A 19,200-nucleotide genomic window follows, 5' to 3' on the forward strand; every position below is an offset into this window, starting at 1 on the left:
CGCTGGGAGCACCAACAGGATCAGGAGTTCGTTCGACATGCTGCACTCGCCTCGTCTCACCCAGCTGGCCCTGACCATCGCCCTGGTCATCGGCGCGCCGTTGGCCATTGCCGCCGAACCGGCCAAGCCAGGGGCCAAGCAGGCCGCGGTGCCGGCCACCGAGGTGACCGCCAAGGCACCCTTGCCGCTGGAGGAGCTGCGTACTTTCGCCGAGGTCATGGACCGCATCAAGGCGGCTTATGTGGAACCGGTCGACGACAAGACCCTGCTGGAAAACGCCATCAAGGGCATGCTCAGCAACCTCGACCCACACTCGGCCTACCTCGGCCCCGAAGACTTCCAGGAGCTGCAGGAAAGCACCAGCGGTGAGTTCGGCGGACTGGGCATAGAGGTCGGCATGGAGGACGGCTTCGTCAAGGTTGTCTCGCCCATCGACGACACACCGGCCTCCCGCGCCGGCATCGAGGCCGGCGACCTGATCGTCAAGATCAACGGCGCGCCGACCCGTGGCCAGACCATGACCGAGGCCGTGGACAAGATGCGCGGCAAGATCGGCGAGAAGATCACCCTCACCCTGGTGCGCGACGGCGGCACGCCGTTCGACGTGACGCTGGCCCGGGCGGTGATCCAGGTCAAGAGCGTCAAGAGCCAGTTGCTGGAGAACGACTACGGCTACATCCGCATCACCCAGTTCCAGGTCAAGACCGGCGACGAGGTGGGCAAGGCCCTGGCCAAGCTGCGCAAGGACAACGGCAAGAAGCTGCGCGGCGTGGTCCTCGACCTGCGCAACAACCCCGGCGGCGTGCTGCAGTCGGCGGTCGAAGTGGCCGACCACTTCCTCACCAAAGGCCTGATCGTCTACACCAAGGGCCGCATCGCCAATTCCGAACTGCGCTACTCCGCCGACCCGGCCGATGCCAGCGAAGGCGTGCCACTGGTGGTATTGATCAACGGCGGCAGCGCCTCGGCCTCGGAGATCGTCGCCGGCGCCCTGCAGGACCAGAAGCGCGCCGTGCTGATGGGCACCGACAGTTTCGGCAAGGGCTCGGTGCAGACCGTACTGCCGTTGGCCAACGACCGTGCGCTGAAGCTCACCACCGCTCTGTACTTTACCCCCAATGGCCGCTCGATCCAGGCCCAGGGCATCGTCCCGGACATCGAAGTGCGCCCGGCCAAGCTGACCGCCGAAGCCGACAACGACAACTTCAAGGAAGCCGACCTGCAGGGTCACCTGGGCAACGGCAACGGCGGCGCCGACCGACCGACCGGCAGTACCAAGCGCAAGGATCGCCCACAGGACAACGACTTCCAGCTCAGCCAGGCCCTCAGCCTGCTCAAGGGCCTGAACATCACCAAGGGTGACTGATACCCGCCATGCGTTATCTGCTGTCCCTGCTGTTCTGCCTGCTGGCCGGCGTTGCACAAGCGGCCCCGGCCAAGGCCTACATGAGCATCATCATCGACGACCTGGGCCAGAGCAGCGAACGCGACAGCCGTACGCTCGCCCTGCCCGGCCCGGTGACCATGGCGATCATGCCCGACACCCCGCACGCCACCGACTTCGCCCGCCAGGCCCACAAGGCTGGGCGCACGGTGATCCTGCACATGCCCATGGACCCTGCCACCGGGCCCTACGCCTGGCACCCAGGCATCGCCCTCGACGAACTGGCCCGGCGCCTGGATGCCGCCCTGGTCAAGGTGCCCTACGCCGCCGGCATCAACAACCACATGGGCAGCCGCATGACCGCCCAGCGCGAGCCGATGGCCTGGTTGATGGGTGAACTGCAACGCCGCCATCTGTTCTTCGTCGACAGCCGCACCAGTGCGGCGACGGTGGCGGCGGCAGAGGCCCAGGCGCTGGGGTTGGCGCATCTCTCGCGGGATGTTTTTCTTGACGACGTACGAACGAACGAGGCCATTGCCGGGCAACTGCGTCTTGGTATCGAGGTGGCCCGCAAGCAGGGTTCGGCGGTACTCATTGGGCACCCATATCCGCAGACACTGAGCGTCCTGGCGCAAGAGATTCCCCGGCTCAAGAGCCAGGGGATCGAGTTGATCAGCCTGCGACAGATGATCGCCGAACGCGGTAACCAGGCCATGCCCGCCCACGGCAGGCAAGGCCGCTACACGAATGCGAGCCCTGTCAGAAAGCAATGATCCCCTGTGCCTCGGGAGAACCTCCTGGAGGCAGCCACCCACTGACAACGAAAACAAAAAGGGCCCGGCTCTCACGAACCGGGCCCTTGCCTGATATCAGCCGATATCAGCTGTACACACGTCCCAGCAACTGGCGGTGGCTTTCGAACTGATCAAGCACATCACGCACGATCTGCTCGCGGGTGAAGCCCATCAGGTCGTACTCCTGGCTGCCGTCGTGCAGGTACACCTCGGCGCGGTAGAAGCGCTGCTGCACTTCCGGCTCGCCCTCGACCGGCGCCTCGCTCGGCGCGGCCAGGTAGCCATCCAGGCTGGCCTCGTAGACGAAGGGGTTTCCCTCTTCCATCATCACACGCAGGCCCATCATGTTGCGCGACTGACCTACCCGGGTCTCGACCTCGAAGCCCAGGTTACGCAGCTGCTCGGCGGCTTCTTTCAGCGCCGGGCTGACCTGTTTGTCCATGAACCGCTGCACTACGGCCTGGGTCGGCTGCAGGTCCAGCTGGCTGAGACGCTCGCTGAAACCGCGACGACCACGGGCGGCCAGTTCGGCGCGCTCGCTCTCGACCGCGACGTCCTGCTTCATCGCCTTCATCAGGCCGAACATGAACAGCACCAGGACCACCGAGAACGGCAGGCCGGCCAGTACCACCATGGTCTGCATGGCTTCGAAGTTACCGGCGAACAGCAGGCCGATGGTGACCAGGGTGATGACCACCGACCAGAACACCACCATCCAGTGCGGGGCGTCTTCGTCGACCTTGCCGCCTTTGCACGACAGGTTGGCCATCATCACCGCGCCGGAGTCGGCGGGGGTGAGGAACAGCACGAAGCCGACGAACACTGCCAGGCCGATGACGATCTTGGCGGCCGGGAAGAATTCCAGCAGCTGGTAGATAGACATCGATGGCTGTTCGAGCGCGGTCTTGCCCAGTTCCACCGCGCCTTGGTTGATCACCAGGTCCAGCGCGGTGTTGCCGAAGATCGACAGCCAGGCCAGGGTGAAGCCCAGCGGGATCAGCAGCACGCCGCTGACCAGCTGACGCACGGTCCGGCCCTTGGAGATACGGGCAATGAACATGCCGACGAACGGGCCCCAGGAGATCCACCAGGCCCAGTAGAACACGGTCCACAGGCCCAGCCAGCGCTCGGACTTGTCGTTGTCGCCTTCATACACATACAGGTCGAAGGTCTTCAGCACGACGCCGTTGAGGTAGTCACCGATGTTCTGCACGAAGCCGTTGAGCAGGTGCAGGGTATTGCCGGCCAGCAGCACGAAGATCAGCAGGCCGCTGAACAGCAGGATGTTCAGGTTGGACAGGCGGCGGATGCCATTCTCCACGCCCGACACCGCGGCCACGGTGGCTACGCCGGCCATGACCAGGATCACCACCAGCAGGTTGGTCTTGCTGTGGTCCATGCCGAACAGGTATTCCAGGCCCGAGGCCACCTGCATCGAGCCGATACCCAGGTTGGTCACGAGGCCCAGCAGGGTGACGAACATGCCGAAGATGTCCACGGCATGGCCGGCACCGCCCTTGACCCAACGCTCGCCGACCAGCGGATACAACGCCGAGCGCAGTGCCAATGGCTGGTTATGGCGGTAGGCGAAGTAACCCACGGCAAGGCCGACCAAGGCGTAGATCGCCCAGCCGTGCAGGCCCCAGTGCAGGAAAGTCAGTTGCAAGCCTTGGCGCGCGGCCTCGAGGCTGGCAGGCGTGCCTTCCGGCGGGTTGAAGTAGTGATCCAGCGGCTCGGAGGCACCGAAGTACAGCAGCGAGATACCGATACCAGAGGAGAACAGCATGCCGGCCCAGGCGCCGTAGCTGAAGTCCGGGGTGTCGTCCTTGCCGCCCAGCTTGAGCTTGCCGAAGTCGGAGAAGGCCAGGTAGACGACGAACAGCAGGTAACCACAGATGACCAGCATGTAGTACCAGCCAAAGGTGCGGGTCAGCCATTTCTGGGCGACGCCCAGCACCTGGCCGGCGGCTTCGGGTACAGCGATCAGCAAGGCAGTCAGAACGAGGATCATCAGCGCCGAGGTGTAGAACACCACGCGATTGACCCGTACCCGCTCGGCGGGGGGCTTTGTCAGGGAGGCAGAACTCATTGCACGAATGCTCCGGGCAGTGCGGCAGTGGAGGCTAAACAGTTATTTCCCACGCAATTGGTGCAATAGCCCTACTGCGTCAGGTGTTATAAAAGCACCCTGGAAACCGTGATCCCGAATAGAAACGTTGCAAAAAAATCAGACCGGTCGCCTGTGGCAAATCTTGCTCTCCCTGAGGAGGTGCGCGCATTCGCCACAGCCACCTGGCCCGCTCCAAAGGGCCGGCCGCGCAGCCCGTGACTGCTCGGCAAAATCTGTCTTTCGCATCGCTCATGCCCGTCAACGCCTTGTATTCCGGGGGTTACGCGATTTCCTGGGGTGTCGATTCGTGCCTCTGTGACCGTCCGAAAAACTGTCAATGGCACAAATTGTCGCAGAGCTTATTCTTTATTGATTGAACGTTCAATCAAAACAAAATAGACTGGTCTTCGCCGAGGTAGCCGCTTGTCGTCTGCCCGCAGGCCTGAGGAGAGAGCAAGATGCCCAAGGTCGGTATGCAACCCATCCGCCGCCAGCAGTTGATCGAAGCCACCTTGCAGGCGGTCGATCAGGTCGGACTGGGAGATGCCAGCATTGCGCTGATTGCCCGTTTGGCCGGTGTGTCGAACGGCATCATCAGTCACTACTTTCAGGACAAGAACGGCCTGATCGCAGCGACGATGCGCTACATCATGAACATGCTCAACGAGGGTGTGATCGCGCGTCGTCAGGCCCTCACGGACGACAGCCCGCGCGCCCACCTGAAGGTGATCATCGAAGGCAACTTCGATGCGAGCCAGGTGAATGGCCCGGCTATGAAAACCTGGCTGGCCTTCTGGGCCTCCAGCATGCACCAGCCGTCTTTGCACAGGTTGCAGCGGATCAACGACCACCGCCTGTATTCCAACCTGTGCTGCCAGTTCCGCCGCGCCCTGCCGCTCTACCATGCGCGCAAGGCTGCCCGCGGCCTGGCAGCGTTGATCGACGGCCTGTGGCTGCGTGGCGCCCTGTCGGGTGACGCATTCGACACCGAGCAGGCAATACGCATCGCTTACGAATACATGGATCTACAACTGGCTAAGCAGCAGACCCTGGGCACGAACGACCAGGCCGCTGAACAGCCGCGCGCAGCGACCAGCCAGCCGGCAGGAGCGTGACGCGGCAGCCAACCACACACTGCACTTGCGAGGACACTATGGCCCGTTTCGGAACGCAAAAACTCTACATCGATGGCGCTTACGTCGACGCCGGCAGCGATGCCACCTTCGAAGCCATCAACCCAGCTACCGGCGAAGTCCTCGCCCACGTGCAGCGCGCAACTCAAGCTGACGTCGAGAAGGCCGTCGAAAGCGCCGAGCGTGGCCAGAAAGTCTGGGCCGCCATGACCGCCATGCAGCGTTCGCGCATCCTGCGCCGCGCCGTCGACATCCTGCGCGAGCGCAACGACGAGCTGGCCATGCTGGAAACCCTGGACACCGGCAAGTCGTACTCCGAAACCCGCTACGTCGACATCGTCACCGGCGCCGACGTGCTGGAGTACTACGCAGGCCTGGTACCGGCCATCGAAGGTGAGCAGATCCCCCTGCGCGAATCGTCCTTCGTCTACACCCGCCGCGAGCCGCTGGGCGTGACCGTCGGTATCGGCGCCTGGAACTACCCGATCCAGATCGCCCTGTGGAAATCCGCCCCGGCCCTGGCCGCCGGCAACGCGATGATCTTCAAGCCGTCGGAAGTCACCTCGCTGACCACCCTGAAACTGGCCGAGATCTTCACCGAAGCCGGCCTGCCGAACGGCGTGTTCAACGTCCTGACCGGCAGCGGTCGCGAAGTCGGCACCTGGCTGACCGAGCACCCGCGCATCGAGAAAGTCTCCTTCACCGGTGGCACCACCACCGGCAAGAAAGTCATGGCCAGCGCCTCGAGCTCGTCGCTCAAGGAAGTCACCATGGAACTGGGCGGCAAGTCGCCGCTGATCATCTGCGACGACGCCGACCTGGACAAGGCCGCCGACATCGCCATGATGGCCAACTTCTACAGCTCCGGTCAGGTCTGCACCAACGGCACCCGAGTGTTCATCCCTGCCGCGATGAAAGCCGCCTTCGAAGCCAAGATCGCCGAGCGCGTTGCCCGTATCCGTGCCGGCAACCCGGAAGACGAGAACACCAACTTCGGCCCGCTGGTCAGCTTCCAGCACATGGAAAGCGTACTGTCCTACATCGCCAAGGGTAAAGAAGAAGGCGCCCGCGTCCTCTGCGGCGGTGAGCGCCTGCTGAACGGCGACTTCGCCAAGGGCGCGTTCGTCGCCCCGACCGTGTTCACCGACTGCACCGACGACATGACCATCGTCAAGGAAGAGATCTTCGGCCCAGTGATGAGCATCCTCAGCTACGAGACCGAGGAAGAAGTCATCCGTCGCGCCAACGACACCGAATACGGCTTGGCCGCCGGTGTCTGCACCAACGACATCAGCCGCGCCCACCGCATCATCCACAAGCTCGAAGCCGGTATCTGCTGGATCAACGCCTGGGGCGAGTCGCCGGCCGAAATGCCGGTTGGCGGTTACAAGCAGTCGGGCGTCGGCCGTGAAAACGGTGTCAGCTCGCTGGCGCAATACACTCGCATCAAGTCGGTTCAGGTCGAGCTGGGCGGCTACAACTCGGTTTTCTAAACCTGGTCCCGCCACGCCCGCGCCCTTGAGCGCGGGCGTTTCCGCTCCCTGACAACTGCCAACGAGGGTACTTCAATGTCCCAAGAATTCGATTACATCATCGTCGGTGCCGGTTCGGCCGGTAACACCCTGGCCACCCGCCTGACCGAAGACGCCAGCGTCACCGTCCTTCTGCTCGAAGCCGGCGGCCCGGACTACCGCTTCGACTTCCGCACCCAGATGCCGGCCGCCCTGGCCTTCCCCCTGCAGGGCCGTCGCTACAACTGGGCCTACGAGACCGATCCGGAGCCGCACATGGACGGCCGCCGCATGGAATGTGGCCGCGGCAAGGGCCTGGGTGGCTCCTCGCTGATCAACGGCATGTGCTACATCCGCGGCAACGCCATGGACTTCGACGGCTGGGCTGAACTGCCGGGCCTCGAGGACTGGACCTACCTGGACTGCCTGCCGTACTTCCGTAAAGCCGAAACCCGCGACATCGGCCCGAACGACTACCACGGCGGCGAAGGCCCGGTCAGCGTGGCCACGCCGAAAGCCGGCAACAACCCGCTGTTCCACGCCATGGTCGAAGCCGGCGTGCAGGCCGGCTACCCGCGCACCGAAGACCTCAACGGCTACCAGCAGGAAGGTTTCGGCCCGATGGACCGTTCGGTGACCAAGAACGGCCGTCGCTCCAGCACTGCCCGCGGCTACCTGGACCAGGCCAAGAAGCGTCCGAACCTGACCATCGTCACCCACGCCCTCAGCGACCGTGTATTGTTCGATGGCAAGCGCGCCATTGGCGTGACCTACCTGGTCGGTGACAGCGAAGAGCGCGTCGAAGCCCGCGCGCGCAAGGAAGTCATCGTATCCTCCGGCGCCATCGCCTCGCCGCAGCTGCTGCAGCGTTCCGGCGTCGGCCCGCGCGCGCTGCTGGAAAGCCTCGATATCCCGGTGGTCCACGACCTGCCGGGCGTCGGCGAGAACCTGCAGGACCACCTTGAACTTTACCTGCAGTACGCCTGCACCCAACCGGTGTCGCTGTATCCGTCGCTGCTGTGGTGGAACCAACCGGCCATCGGTGCAGAGTGGCTGTTCAACGGCACCGGCATCGGCGCCAGCAACCAGTTCGAGGCCGGCGGCTTCATCCGCACCCGTCCTGAATTCAAGTGGCCGAACATCCAGTACCATTTCCTGCCGGTAGCGATTAACTACAACGGCTCGAACGGTGTGAAAGAGCACGGCTTCCAGGCCCACATGGGCTCCATGCGCTCACCTGCCCGTGGTCGGATCCAGGCCAAGTCGAAAGACCCACGCCAGCACCCAAGCATCCTGTTCAACTACATGTCCACCGAGCAGGACTGGCAGGAATTCCGCGACGGCATCCGCCTGACCCGCGAAATCATGGCCCAGCCAGCGCTGGATCCGTACCGCGGCCGCGAGATCAGCCCGGGCGCGCACGTGCAGACCGATGAAGAGCTGGACAAATTCATCCGCGAGCACGCCGAAACCGCATTCCACCCGTCCTGCTCGTGCAAGATGGGCACCGACGAGATGGCGGTGGTCGACGGCGAGGGTCGCGTGCACGGCATGCAGGGCCTGCGAGTGGTCGACGCCTCGATCATGCCACTGATCATCACCGGCAACCTCAACGCGACCACGATCATGATCGCCGAGAAGATCTCGGACAAGATCCGTGGCCGCAAGCCGCTGCCGCGCAGCACCGCCAAGTACTACGTGGCGGGTGATGCACCGGTGAAGGGCAAGCCGATGCGTGAAGTGAAGCAGGCCTGACCTGCGCCGACTCAATCGCGGATAAATCCGCTCCTACAAACGCGTAGCACCTTGTAGGAGCGGATTCATCCGCGAAGGGCCAGCACTGACCACACAAGAAAAGGCACCTTTCGAGGTGCCTTTTCTACATCTGCAGAAACGCTTTACAGCCTGCCAATTCATCAGGTTAGAATCGATTGGCACGCGACCTGCTAGTTCACAGTTGCAAGTTCCTTTCCCGCTGTCCCGGAGTACCTGCCTTTGGATGCAAGCACCATCAACAGCCTGTTCCTGATCGGCGCATTGCTGGTGGGCGCAAGTATCCTGGTCAGCTCGCTGTCATCGCGCCTGGGCATCCCCATCCTGGTCATCATCCTCGCCGTCGGCATGGTCGCGGGCGTGGACGGTGGCGGCATCATCTTCAACAATTACCCGACCGCCTACCTGGTGGGCAACCTGGCGCTTGCCGTCATCCTGCTCGACGGCGGCCTGCGCACCCGGGTGGCGAGCTTCCGCGTGGCGCTGTGGCCGGCGCTGTCGCTGGCCACGGTGGGCGTGTTGATCACCACCGGGCTGACCGGCATGGTCGCCGCCTGGCTGTTCGACCTGAGCCTGATCCAAGGCCTGCTGATCGGCGCCATCGTCGGCTCCACCGACGCCGCGGCGGTGTTCTCGCTGCTGGGCGGCAAGGGGCTTAACGAACGGGTCACCGCCACCCTGGAAATCGAGTCGGGCAGCAACGACCCGATGGCGGTGTTCCTCACCGTGACCCTGATCGACATGATCGCCAGCGGCCAGACCGGCCTGCACTGGAGCCTGCTCACCCACCTGCTGCGCGAGTTCGGCATTGGCGGCCTGATGGGCCTGGGCGGCGGCTGGCTGATGCTGCAACTGGTCAATCGTATCAACCTGGCCGGCGGCCTGTACCCGATCCTGGTGGTGGCCGGCGGCCTGGTGGTGTTCTCCCTGACCAACGCCCTGCACGGCAGCGGTTTCCTCGCCGTATACCTGTGCGGGCTGGTGCTGGGCAACCGGCCGATCCGCAGCCGTCACGGTATCCTGCACATGCTCGACGGCATGGCCTGGCTGGCGCAGATCGGCATGTTCCTGGTGCTCGGCCTGCTGGTCACGCCCCACGACCTGCTGCCCATCGCCCTGCCCGCCCTGGGCCTGGCACTGTGGATGATCCTGGTGGCCCGGCCGCTGTCGGTGGTCGCCGCCTTGCTGCCGTTCAAGGCCTTCCATGGTCGCGAGAAAGGTTTCATCAGCTGGGTCGGCCTGCGCGGCGCGGTGCCAATCATCCTGGCGGTGTTCCCGCTGATGGCCGGCCTGCCCCAGGCCCAACTGTTCTTCAACCTGGCGTTCTTCATCGTGCTGGTGTCGCTGTTGGTACAAGGCACCAGCCTGCCGTGGATGGCCAAACTGCTGAAGGTCACGGTACCGCCGGACCCGGCACCGATTTCCCGCTCCGCGCTCGAAGTGCACGTCACCAGCGAATGGGAGCTGTTCGTCTACCGTCTGGGCGCCGAAAAATGGTGCATCGGCGCCGCCCTGCGCGAGCTAAAGATGCCCGAGGGCACGCGGATCGCCGCCTTGTTCCGTGGCGAACAGCTGCTGCACCCGTCGGGCAGCACCGTGCTGGAGGTCGGCGACATGCTTTGCGTGATCGGCCACGAACATAACCTGCCGGCGCTGGGCAAGCTGTTCAGCCAAGCACCGCAACGCGGCCTGGACCTGCGGTTCTTCGGCGACTTCGTACTCGAAGGCGATGCCGAGCTGGGCGCGGTGGCTGCACTTTATGGCCTGAAACTCGATGGCCTGGACGCGAAGATGCCGCTGGCTCAGTTCATCCGACAAAAGGTCGGAGGCGCTCCAGTAGTAGGCGACCAGATCGAATGGCACGGCACGATCTGGACCGTCGCGGTCATGGACGGGAACAAGATCCAGAAAGTGGGCGTCAGATTCCCCGAAGGTACCCGCCCCGGCCCCGGGCTGTTCCTCTAAACTCCGATTTGCCGCGTAACACAAGAACTCTGCCTATGTCCCTGCGTGACCATTGCCGGGCAGCCCTGCTGGGGCTGTGCCTGACCCTCTCGTTCGCCGCCGCTGCGGTGGAAATCCCGACCACTCCGGGCATCCAGAGCAGCCTCAGCAAGATCGCCGAGCGCAAACTGCCGGAGACCGAGCAGAAAGCCGTGCAACAGGTGCTGGAGCAGACCCTGGCGCTGCTCAACGCCCGCGACGACAGCGAAAAGAAGCTCGAAGCGCTCAAGCAGCAGCTGGCCAACGCGCCCCAGGAGATCCGCGACAGCCAACGCGAGCTGATCAAGCTCAAGGCTAGTGCCACCCTGCCGGTGGCGCAGCGCTACGCCAACCTGACGGTACCGCAGCTGGAGCAGATGCTCAGCGAACGCAGTACCCAACAGGGCGACCTGCAAAAGGGGCTCTCCGAAGCCAACAGCCTGATCATCAATTCGCAGACCCGCCCTGAACGCGCCCAGGCTGAGATCAGCAGCAACCAGATGCGCGCCCAGCAGATCAACAACAGCCTCAAGAGCGGCAAGGACAATGGGAAATCGCTTAACGCCGACCAGCGCAACCAGCTCAATGCCGAGCTGGCGTCGCTCAACGCCCTGACCTTGCTGCGCCGCCAGGAGCTGGCGAGCAATAGCGTGCTGCAGGACTTGGGCAACGCCCGCCACGACCTGCTGATCGAACGCGCCACCCGCCTGGAACAGGAAATCCAGGACCTGCAGACGCTGATAAACGAGAAGCGCCTGGCCCAGTCGCAACAGACCGTCACCCGCCAGTCGATCGAAGCGCAGAAGGCCGGCGGCAGCAACCTGCTGGCCACAGAGAGCACGGCCAACCTGCAGCTGTCCGACTACTTGCTGCGCAGCACCGACCGCCTCAACGAGGTCACCCAGCAGAACCTGCGCACCAAGCAGCAACTCGACAGCCTCACCCAGGCGGACCAGGCCCTGGACGAGCAGATCAACGTGCTCAAGGGCAGCCTGCTGCTGTCAAAGATCCTCTACAAGCAGAAACAAGCTCTGCCGCACCTGAAGGTCGACCGCGACCTGGCGGACCAGATCGCCGATATCCGCCTTTACCAGTTCGAGGTCAACCAGCAACGCGAGCAGATGAGCAGCCCATCCAACTATGTGGACAAGCTGCTGGCCAACCAGCCTGAGGAGGACGTGACCCCACAGTTGCGCAAGGCGCTGCTGGAGGTGGCGATCACTCGAGGCGATCTGCTCGAACGGCTGAACCGTGAGCTCTCGGCCCTGCTCAACGAGTGCATCACCCTGCAGCTGAACCAGAAACAGCTGCTGAGCACCGCCCAGAACCTGCGCACTACACTGGAAGAGCAGATGTTCTGGATCCCCAGCAACAAGCCGCTGGACTGGCAGTGGCTGCGCGAAGTGCCCGAACGTCTGACCTACCAGGTGGCCAGCCTGCCATGGGGCGCCGGCATCAAGGAGCTGGGCGACGGTCTGGTGCAACAGCCGCTACTGTTCCTGCCACTGATCCTGGTGATCGGCGCCCTGCTGTGGCGGCGCAAGGCGCTATACCGGCGCCTGGGCAAGGTCCATCAGGATATTGGCCACTTCAAGCGCGACAGCCAGTGGCATACGCCCCAGGCAATCCTGATCAACATCCTGCTTGCACTGCCGGTGGCCCTGGCCTTGACCCTGGGCAGCTATGCCTTGCAGATCGATGCCCGTGGTCAGAACGCCAATCTCGGCGCCGCCCTCTGGCAGATCGCCCAGGCCTGGCTGGTGTTCTACACCGCCTACCGCATCCTTGCCCCGGGCGGGGTTGCCGAGATCCATTTCCGCTGGCACAAACCCCAGGTCGAGTTTCTGCGCGGCTGGGTGCGCCGGCTCGGTACCGTGGTGCTGGCATTGGTCGGCGTGGTGGCGGTGGCCGAGCATCAGCCGTCGGCCCTGGCCGACGACGTGTTGGGCATTGGCGTGGTGCTGACCTGCTATGCGCTGATGGCCTGGCTGCTCAGCCGCCTGCTGCTGAGCAGCCCGGCGCACCAGAATACCTCGTTATTCCGCAAGGCGGTCGGGGTGGCCTTCACCGCCCTGCCCATCGCCCTGTTCGTGGCGGTGTGCTTCGGCTACTACTACACCGCCCTCAAGCTCACCGACAGGCTGATCTACACCCTCTACCTGCTGCTGTTCTGGCTGGTGATCGAGGCCGCGTTCGTGCGCGGCCTGTCGGTCGCGGCGCGGCGCCTGGCCTACCAGCGTGCCCTGAGCAAACGCCAGGCCGCCAAGGAAGGCCTGGATGGCGAGGTGGTGGTGGAGGAACCGACCCTGGACATCGAGCAGGTCAACCAGCAGTCGCTACGCCTGATCCGCCTGGCCCTGCTCGGCGGCTTCATCGGCGGTTTGTACTGGGTGTGGGCGGACCTGATCACAGTATTCGCCTACCTCAACAACATCACCCTGTACGAATACAGCAGCGGCACCGGCGCAGCTGCCAGCATGGTACCGATCAGCCTCGGCGACCTGCTCGGCGCCATGGTCATCGCCGGCATCGCCGTGGCCCTGGCCAGCAACCTGCCCGGCCTGCTCGAAGTGCTGGTGCTGTCGCGCCTGAACCTGGCCCAGGGCAGCGCCTACGCCATTACCACGCTGCTGTCCTATGTGATCGCCGGGGTCGGTATCGTCAGCACCCTGGCCACCCTCGGGGTCAGCTGGGACAAGCTGCAATGGCTGGTGGCGGCCCTGTCACTGGGCCTGGGCTTCGGCATGCAGGAGATATTCGCCAACTTCATCTCCGGCATCATGATCCTGTTCGAACGCCCGGTACGCATCGGCGACACCATCACCATCGGCAACCTGTCCGGCACGGTGAGCAGGATCCGCATCCGCGCCACCACCATCACCGATTTCGACCGCAAGGACATCATCGTCCCAAACAAGACCTTCATCACCGGCCAGCTGATCAACTGGTCGCTGACCGACACGGTCACCCGGGTGACGCTGAAGCTGGGCATAGACTACGGCTCGGACCTTGACCTGGTGCGCGACCTGCTGCTCAAGGGCGCCCACGAGAACCCACGGGTGCTCAAGGATCCGGAACCGCTGGTGTACTTCCTCAACTTCGGCGAAAGCTCGCTGGACCACGAGCTGCGCATGCACGTGCGCGACCTCGGCGACCGCAACCCGACGCTGGACGAGCTAAACCGCTATATCAACCGTGAGTTCAAGGCGCACAACATCAAGATCTCGGTGCGCCAGGTGGAGGTGTTCCTCATGGACGCGAAGAACGGCAAGCAGCAGTTGATCCCGATCGACAGCAAACCGGACAGCACGCCGCCGAGCTGAGTGGACGCCAGGGGGCATGCGCCCTGACAATGTCCTACCGCCTCGCGGGGCAAGCCCGCTCCCACGCAGCTGTGTGGGAGCGGGCTTGCCCCGCGATCATTCCAATCGCGGAGCCGGCCTGTGAAAACCCTTGACCACCTGACCTTCGACAACCGCTTCGCCCAACTCGGCGATGCCTTCTCCACCCAGGTCCTGCCCGACCCGATCGCCGCCCCCCGCCTGGTCGTTGCCAGCGATTCGGCAATGGCCCTGCTCGACCTCGACCCGGCCCAGGCCGAACTGCCAGTGTTCGCCGAGCTGTTCAGCGGCCACAAGCTCTGGGAGGAGGCCGACCCGCGTGCGATGGTCTACTCCGGCCACCAGTTCGGCTCCTACAACCCGCGCCTGGGCGATGGCCGCGGCCTGCTGCTGGGCGAGATCCTCAACGAGGCCGGCGAACACTGGGACCTGCACCTAAAGGGCGCCGGCCAGACGCCTTACTCACGCATGGGTGATGGCCGGGCCGTGCTGCGCTCGTCGATTCGCGAGTTCCTTGCCTCCGAGGCCCTGAGCGCGCTGGGCATCCCCAGCAGCCGGGCACTGTGCGTGATCGGCTCGAGCACCACGGTGTGGCGGGAAACCCGCGAAAGCGCCGCGATGCTGCTGCGCCTGGCCCATAGCCATGTGCGCTTCGGCCATTTCGAGTACTTCTACTACACGAAACAGCCAGAACAGCAGCGCGTGCTCATCGACCATGTGCTGCACCAGCACTATCCCGAATGCCGCGACGCCGCACAGCCTTACCTGGCCATGTTTCGCACCATCGTCGAACGCAATGCCGAGCTGATCGCTCGCTGGCAGGCCTACGGCTTCTGTCATGGGGTGATGAATACCGACAACATGTCGATCCTCGGCATCACCTTCGACTTCGGCCCCTACGCCTTCCTCGACGACTTTGACGCCAACTTCATCTGCAACCACTCCGACGACCGCGGCCGCTACAGCTACGCCAACCAGGTGCCGATCGCCCACTGGAACCTCAGCGCCCTGGCCCAGGCCCTGACCACGGTGATCGAGGTCGAGCCACTGAAGGAGATGCTGGCGCTGTTCCTGCCGCTGTACCAGGCCCACTATCTGGACCTGATGCGCCGCCGCCTGGGCTTGACCACCGCCGAGGACGACGACATGGCTCTGGTCGAACGCCTGCTGCAACGCATGCAGAGCGGCGGCGTGGACTACACGCTGTTCTTCCGCCGCCTGGGCGAGCAACCGGTGGCCGGCGCCCTGCAAGTGGTGCGCGACGATTTCGTCGACCTGGCCGGTTTCGATGCCTGGGGTGCGGACTACCTGGCACGCTGCGAGCGTGAGCCGGGTAATGCCGAAGGTCGCCGTGAGCGGATGCATGCGGTCAACCCTCTGTACATACTGCGCAATTATCTGGCGCAGAAGGCTATCGAAGCAGCAGAAGCCGGTGACTACAGTGAAGTGCGTCGGCTGCATCAGGTGCTGAGCAAACCGTTCGAGGAACAACCCGGGATGCAAGCGTATGCCGAGCGACCGCCGGAATGGGGCAAGCACCTGGAGATCAGCTGTTCGTCCTGAACGACGCCCTTTTGTGGGGCCCGCTCCCACAGTGCCCCTTGAATGCCCATTGGAGCTGAACATGCCTGATCCACTGCTAATCCCCTGCCCACACTGCAACGGCCTCAACCGCATCCCCGCCGAGCGCCTGGGCGACACGCCGAAATGCGGCCGCTGCAAACAGAACGTGCTGCTGAGCAGCTCGTTCGAGCTGACCGAAGGCAACTATGCCGCCCAGATCAAAGGTGATCTGCCGCTGCTGCTGGATGTCTGGGCCGACTGGTGCGGCCCGTGCAAGAGCTTCGCCCCGACCTTCGAGCAAGCGGCGCGGCAGCTCTCGGGCCGCTGCCGCCTGGCGAAGCTCGACAGCGAGGCCAACCGCAACCTGGCCGGGCAACTGGTCATCCGCTCAATCCCGAGCCTGATCCTGTTCAGGAACGGCCGCGAAGTGACCCGCCAGGCCGGCGCGTTTCCACTTCAGTCATTACTCGAATGGCTACGCAGCCAAGGGATCTAGGCGCTGCGCTCCAGCAGATCATGCAACTCGACGAACTGCTGGGTCAGCTTGTGCCGTGGCTCCAGGTGGATCAGCGGCAGGCTGGCGTGGTGGGACTCACGCATCTTCACCGAACTGCCGAGGTAAACCGGTAGCACCGGCAGGCCTTCGGCCAGCAGTTCGTCGAGCATCTGCTGGGGCAGGCTGGCGCGAGACTGAAATTGGTTGACCACGATGCCCTCGACCATCAGGTCGTCGTTGTGGTCTTCCTTGAGCTCATCGATCTCGGCCAGCAGGCCATACAGGGCCTGGCGCGAGAAGCTGTCGCAATCGAAGGGGATCAGCACGCGATCGGCCGCGATCAATGCGGAAACCGCGTAAAAATTGAGTGCTGGAGGGGTATCGATATAGATCCGCTCGTAGTCCTCGTCCAGCTCGTCCAGCAGTTTGCGCAGCTTGTTGATCTTGTGCTTGGCCTCGAGCTTGGGCTGCAGGTCGGCCAGCTCGGGGGTGGCGGTCACCACGTGGAGGTTGTCGAAAGGGGTTTCGTAGATATCGACCTTGTTCTTCTTGGCGAACGGTCCGCTGGACAGTGACTGCTTGAAAAAGTCGGCGATGCCCATGGGGATATCGTCGCCAGTCAGGCCGGTGAGGTACTGGGTCGAGTTGGCCTGGGCATCCAGGTCGATCAGCAAGGTCCGATAGCCTTCACTGGCACTGACCGCCGCAAGATTGCAGGCAATGCTCGACTTGCCCACGCCACCTTTCTGATTGAACACCACGCGCCGCATGTCAGACCTCCGTGTATCAACGAATGCCCGAGTATGTGGCCAGCGCGGCGGTTTAGCCAGCACCTTCGGGTTGCTCCAGCCCGGCCAGCAACGCGACGAAGGCATTGGCCATGGCCGAGCCAGACGCTTCGCGGCGCACCAGCCACACGGCGGTCATGGCCTGCTCGTCGAGCAGTGTGCGATACACCACTCCCTCGATGCGCATGCGCTGGAACGACGCTGGCAGCACCGACACTCCGAGCCCCGCAGAGACCAGGCCAATGATGGTCATCGCCTCCCCGGCCTCCTGGGCAAAATGCGGGCTGAAACCCGCCTGGCGCGCCAGGCTCAGCAACTGGGCATGCAGGCCGCTGCCATAGCTGCGCGGAAAGAACACGAAGGGCTCGTGGGCCAGAGCCTGCATGTACAGCCCCTGCTCGCTGCCGCTGGCCAGCGGATGCGATGCGTTGAGCACGGCCACCAAAGGTTCGCGGAACAGTTCGGTACAAGCGATCCCTTCGGGCAGTGGCATCGGTCGCATCAGACCTACTTCGATTGACTCATCGAACACCGCCTCGACCACTTCACGGCTGCTCATTTCCTTCAAATTCAGATGCACCGAGGGGAAACGATGGCGAAAGGCGTGAATAGCCTTGGGAATCCGCGAGGTGAAAGGCGCCGACGAGGTGAATCCGATCTTCATCTCACCCAATTCGCCCAGCTGCGCCCGGCGGGCCACATCAGCGGCCTTTTCCACCTGGGCCAGAACTTGCCGGGCCTCGTCGAGGAACAACCGCCCGGCCTCGCTGAGCTCGACCCGGCGGTTGGTGCGCTCGAACAGCCGTGCGCCCAGCTCCTGCTCCAAGGCCTGGATCTGCTGGCTCAGCGGCGGTTGCGAGATGCCCAGTTGCTGGGCGGCACGGCCAAAGTGCAGCTCTTCGGCTACAGCGATGAAATAACGCAGGTGTCGCAGCTCCATGGCCGGCTCCGAACAGGTCGTTAAACGTCTTAAACAGGTCGAACAATATATTGGATCTAATTATTAGCCAGCTATATGATTTTTCCATCGCAACGCCCCGAGGTACCGCTCCCGTGAGATCCGCCGTCGCCCCCCTGCCCGTCGAACCCAAACCTGCCTCCAACGACATCTGGATCGAGAAAGGCACCCCCGCCTTCATGAAAACCGTGCTGGCGCTGTTCAGCGGCGGCTTTGCCACCTTCGCCCTGCTGTACTGCGTGCAGCCGATGATGCCGCTGCTGTCGCAGGAGTTCGCCATCAACGCCGCGCAGAGCAGCCTGGTGCTGTCGGTGTCCACCGCCATGCTGGCGATCGGGTTGCTGGTCACCGGCCCCATTTCCGACCGTATCGGCCGCAAGCCGGTGATGGTCTTCGCCTTGCTGTGCGCGGCGCTATCGACCCTGGCCAGCGCGGTGATGCCGAGCTGGGAGCTGGTGCTGGCCACGCGGGCACTGGTGGGTTTGTCGCTGAGCGGCTTGGCAGCGGTTGCGATGACCTACCTTAGCGAAGAGATCCACCCGCAGCACATCGGCCTGGCCATGGGGCTGTACATCGGCGGCAATGCCATTGGCGGCATGAGCGGGCGCCTGATCACCGGCGTGTTGATCGACTTCGTCAGCTGGCACACGGCGATGCTGGTGATCGGCGGCCTGGCCCTTATGGCGGCCGTGGTGTTCTGGAAGGTGCTGCCCGAATCGCGTAACTTCCGGCCCCAGTCATTGAAACCCCGCAGCCTGCTGGACGGTTTCGTCATGCACTTCAAGGATGCCGGGCTGCCCTGGCTGTTCCTTGAGGCCTTCCTGCTGATGGGCGCCTTCGTCACCCTGTTCAACTACATCGGCTATCGCCTGCTCGCCGGGCCGTACCATATGAACCAGGCGCTGGTCGGCCTGCTGTCGGTGGTGTACCTGTCGGGGATCTACAGCTCGGCGCAGGTCGGCGCGCTGGCCGACAAGCTCGGGCGGCGCAAGGTGTTCTGGGCCAGTATCGTGGTCATGGCCGGCGGCCTGCTCATGACATTGGCCAACCCGCTGGCCATGATCATTCTCGGCATGCTGGTGTTCACCTTTGGCTTCTTTGGCGCGCATTCGGTGGCCAGCAGCTGGATCGGCCGCCGGGCGCTGAGGGCCAAGGGGCAAGCTTCTTCGCTGTACCTGTTCAGCTATTACGCAGGGTCGAGTGTGGCGGGGACGGTAGGTGGGGTGTTCTGGCATTACGCCGGGTGGGAGGGGGTTGGAATGTTCATTGGCAGTTTGCTGATGGTGGCCTTGCTGGTGGCGTTGCATTTGAGCAGGTTGGCGCCGAAGACTGCCTGAGTAGGGCTGCTTTGCAGCCCAATCGCCGC

13 protein-coding genes are annotated in these 19,200 nt (G+C 63.8%); 10 read left to right on the top strand and 3 right to left on the bottom strand.

Features of this window, described 5'->3' with window-relative positions:
* The first annotated feature begins 37 nt into the window (after nucleotides 1–37).
* Both LU688_RS25515 and LU688_RS25520 read left to right on the top strand, forming a co-directional pair.
* Nucleotides 38–1,366 (top strand): S41 family peptidase, encoded by a 1,329-nt coding sequence (locus tag LU688_RS25515; protein ID WP_023628824.1) that lies wholly within the window; start codon nucleotides 38–40, stop codon nucleotides 1,364–1,366.
* An 8-nt stretch (nucleotides 1,367–1,374) separates the two neighbouring features.
* Complete coding sequence (locus LU688_RS25520; protein WP_160291126.1) at nucleotides 1,375–2,157, top strand: divergent polysaccharide deacetylase family protein; 783 nt, start codon at nucleotides 1,375–1,377, stop codon at nucleotides 2,155–2,157.
* Between the two features lie 106 nt (nucleotides 2,158–2,263).
* Here LU688_RS25520 and LU688_RS25525 read toward each other — a convergent pair whose 3' ends face one another.
* Nucleotides 2,264–4,267: a BCCT family transporter gene (locus LU688_RS25525; RefSeq protein ID WP_269152075.1), complete on the bottom strand. Its 2,004-nt coding sequence runs from the start codon at nucleotides 4,265–4,267 to the stop codon at nucleotides 2,264–2,266.
* A 479-nt stretch (nucleotides 4,268–4,746) separates the two neighbouring features.
* Between LU688_RS25525 and betI the strand changes: the two genes are divergently transcribed.
* The 7 genes from betI to trxC all read left to right on the top strand — a co-directional run bounded on the left by betI (nucleotide 4,747) and on the right by trxC (nucleotide 16,088).
* Nucleotides 4,747–5,403 carry a transcriptional regulator BetI gene (gene betI, locus LU688_RS25530; RefSeq protein ID WP_023630707.1) on the top strand — a complete coding sequence of 219 codons (657 nt, stop codon included), beginning with the start codon at nucleotides 4,747–4,749 and terminating at the stop codon, nucleotides 5,401–5,403.
* 38 nt (nucleotides 5,404–5,441) lie between these two features.
* Nucleotides 5,442–6,914: a betaine-aldehyde dehydrogenase gene (gene betB / locus LU688_RS25535; protein ID WP_038706946.1), complete on the top strand. Its 1,473-nt coding sequence runs from the start codon at nucleotides 5,442–5,444 to the stop codon at nucleotides 6,912–6,914.
* 75 nt (nucleotides 6,915–6,989) lie between these two features.
* Nucleotides 6,990–8,687, top strand: a complete 1,698-nt coding sequence (gene betA / locus LU688_RS25540) for a choline dehydrogenase (RefSeq protein WP_023630708.1) — start codon at nucleotides 6,990–6,992, stop codon at nucleotides 8,685–8,687.
* Nucleotides 8,688–8,927: 240 nt separating this feature from the next.
* Nucleotides 8,928–10,670 carry a potassium/proton antiporter gene (locus tag LU688_RS25545; RefSeq protein WP_038706947.1) on the top strand — a complete coding sequence of 581 codons (1,743 nt, stop codon included), beginning with the start codon at nucleotides 8,928–8,930 and terminating at the stop codon, nucleotides 10,668–10,670.
* Nucleotides 10,671–10,705: 35 nt separating this feature from the next.
* Nucleotides 10,706–14,011, top strand: coding sequence for a mechanosensitive channel MscK (gene mscK / locus LU688_RS25550; RefSeq protein WP_110604198.1), 3,306 nt, complete (start codon nucleotides 10,706–10,708; stop codon nucleotides 14,009–14,011).
* Between the two features lie 120 nt (nucleotides 14,012–14,131).
* Nucleotides 14,132–15,592 carry a protein adenylyltransferase SelO gene (gene selO / locus LU688_RS25555; protein ID WP_094011037.1) on the top strand — a complete coding sequence of 487 codons (1,461 nt, stop codon included), beginning with the start codon at nucleotides 14,132–14,134 and terminating at the stop codon, nucleotides 15,590–15,592.
* A gap of 61 nt (nucleotides 15,593–15,653) precedes the next feature.
* Complete coding sequence (trxC, locus tag LU688_RS25560) at nucleotides 15,654–16,088, top strand: thioredoxin TrxC (RefSeq protein WP_160291125.1); 435 nt, start codon at nucleotides 15,654–15,656, stop codon at nucleotides 16,086–16,088.
* Here the strand turns inward: trxC and LU688_RS25565 are convergent.
* Nucleotides 16,085–16,858: a ParA family protein gene (locus LU688_RS25565; protein WP_094011035.1), complete on the bottom strand. Its 774-nt coding sequence runs from the start codon at nucleotides 16,856–16,858 to the stop codon at nucleotides 16,085–16,087. The two genes, trxC and LU688_RS25565, sit on opposite strands and share 4 nt — an antisense overlap.
* Nucleotides 16,859–16,910: 52 nt before the next feature.
* Nucleotides 16,911–17,816: a LysR family transcriptional regulator gene (locus tag LU688_RS25570; protein ID WP_160291123.1), complete on the bottom strand. Its 906-nt coding sequence runs from the start codon at nucleotides 17,814–17,816 to the stop codon at nucleotides 16,911–16,913.
* Nucleotides 17,817–17,929: 113 nt separating this feature from the next.
* On the opposite strand from LU688_RS25570, the gene LU688_RS25575 reads away from it, so the two are divergent.
* Nucleotides 17,930–19,171 (top strand): MFS transporter, encoded by a 1,242-nt coding sequence (locus tag LU688_RS25575; RefSeq protein WP_160291122.1) that lies wholly within the window; start codon nucleotides 17,930–17,932, stop codon nucleotides 19,169–19,171.
* Nucleotides 19,172–19,200 lie beyond the last annotated feature (29 nt).

Origin of the sequence: Pseudomonas soli, assembly GCF_021283165.2 — a bacterium.
Taxonomy (GTDB): domain Bacteria; phylum Pseudomonadota; class Gammaproteobacteria; order Pseudomonadales; family Pseudomonadaceae; genus Aquipseudomonas; species Aquipseudomonas soli.